Annotated in this window: 1 protein-coding gene; it reads left to right on the top strand. The window is 63.9% G+C overall.

The genetic code is table 11. The annotated features are described in order from the left end of the window. Nucleotides 1–78: 78 nt before the first annotated feature. Nucleotides 79–1,394 (top strand): IS5 family transposase (locus ACOVRJ_RS22035; protein ID WP_422045963.1); only part of this gene is annotated, 1,316 nt, incomplete at its 3' end.

Here is a 1,394-nt window from a genome sequence, read left to right as displayed (position 1 = left end):
GTGCGCGGCTGCGCGAGGGGGGTAGCGCTTGGGCGGCAGTGCTGATTCAGTGTGCTGGCCTGTTCCATGGAGCTGATAATGCGCCCCAAGCCACCTGTCCGTGATGTACCCGATGACCTGTTCCGCCAGCGCCTGACCTCGATCATCGATGCACGTCATCCGCTTGTATTGCTGGCTGCCCGGATCGACTGGGCGGGGCTGGAGACCCGGTTTGCCGGGCGTTTCGTGTCCGAGCGTGGCAGGCCTGCCTTGCCGGTGCGGCTGATGGTGGGCCTGCACCTTCTGGGCCAGATCAAGAACCTGTCGGATGAGGCAGTGTGTGCGGCATGGGTCGAGAACCCTTACTTCCAGCACTTCTGCGGCGAGACCTTCTTCCAGCACACCCTGCCTGCTGATCGCTCGTCCATCAGCCGCTGGCGCTCGCGGATCAAGGAGGAGGACCTTGAGGTCATGCTGGCGGCAACCATCACCATGGCCACCAAATCCGGCGCGGTAAAGCCCGGTCAGCTTGAGCGCGTAACGGTTGATACCACTGTGGCCACCAAGGCGGTGGCCCACCCCACTGATAGCCATCTGATGGTGCGCGCCATCGAGCATCTGAACTCTACAGCCGAGGCCTGTGGGGTCCGCGTGCGTCAGTCGTATCTGCGCGTGAGCGCCCATGCCCGGCGCGAGGCTGCCCGCCTGATCCATGGGCGTGGCCACAAGCAGGCCATGGCCCATCTGCGCTTCATCCGCATCCGGCTGGGTCGCTTGATCCGGGATATCACAGCAAAGACAAAGCCTGAGGACCGTGGCCCCGGTACTAGGCTGGCCACAGTGCTGGAGCGCGCCACCACCATCCATGCCCAGGCCTTTGGAAAAAAGCCCGAGGGTGGCAAGCTCTATGCGTTTCATGCACCCGAGGTCGAGTGCATCGCCAAAGGCAAGGCCCGCGTGCGCTACGAGTTCGGCGTCAAGGCAAGCTTTGCCGTCACCAATGCCCGCTGTCCCGGGGGCCAGTTCGTGCTGGGTGCCCAAGTCCGCCCCGGTCTGCCGTATGATGGCCACACGCTGAAGGACCAGCTCGCCCAGGTCACCCGCATCACCGGCACACAAGTCCAGCGTGCCTATGTCGACCGGGGCTATCGTGGCCATGGCATCAAGGATGACGATGGACCCGCCGTCTATGTGAGCCACACCCGTGGCATCACCTCGCCCACCATCAAACGGGAACTGCGGCGGCGCAACGCCATCGAACCTGTCCTTGGCCACATGAAAGCCGACGGCCGCCTCGAGCGCCACGCCTATGCCGGCACCCATGGCGATACCTATGCCATCATGATGGCCGCCATCGGCCACAACCTGCGCCTGCTGCTGGCATGGCTCAAAACACTTTTGCGCGCCATGATCCT

Source organism: Roseateles sp. (assembly GCF_049240545.1).
GTDB lineage: Bacteria > Pseudomonadota > Gammaproteobacteria > Burkholderiales > Burkholderiaceae_C > Paucibacter_A.
The sequence above is the reverse complement of the archived record's forward strand: the minus strand, read 5'-3'. Positions and strand labels throughout refer to the sequence as shown.